General features: G+C 65.7%; 1 protein-coding gene. It reads right to left on the reverse strand.

Features of this window, described 5'->3' with window-relative positions:
• Window positions 1-461: ComEC/Rec2 family competence protein (locus CYP26_RS08300; protein ID WP_181000891.1), on the reverse strand; the 461-nt coding region annotated here is incomplete at both ends.

Raw genomic sequence — 461 nt, forward strand, 5'->3', positions numbered from 1 at the left:
GCCAACACGGCCAGCCAAAACAGCGGCGGCAAATGCGCCAGTGCGCCGGTGGGCACGATGCCGCCCGCCCACACCACCGCGCCCATGGTGTATTCGCCGATGGCAGCCGCCATTTTCAGGTAGCCTTCAAACGGCAGCAGCACCGCCAGCAAAGCCAGCGGCACCAACACCCAGGAAAACCACGGAATCAGCAGCGCATTGGCCAAAGGCGCGGCCAGCGGCACGGTGCCGAATACCTGCCCGGCCTGCCAAAACCCCAACAGCGTGGCCGCATATTGGGCACGCAGCGCGATGCGCCATTTGCCGGAATGCTTGGCCGTACGCAGCCAGCCGCCTTCTGGTGCATCGTCATCCGGCATGGCCTCCAGCCGCCCTTGTGCCACCCAAATCAGCGCCGCCACCGCGCCGAAGGAAAACCAAAAGCCCACGCCCAAAGCCGAGAGCGGGTCGAACAGCAGCAC

The organism is Campylobacter concisus (assembly GCF_002913225.1).
Classification (GTDB): domain Bacteria; phylum Campylobacterota; class Campylobacteria; order Campylobacterales; family Campylobacteraceae; genus Campylobacter_A; species Campylobacter_A concisus_J.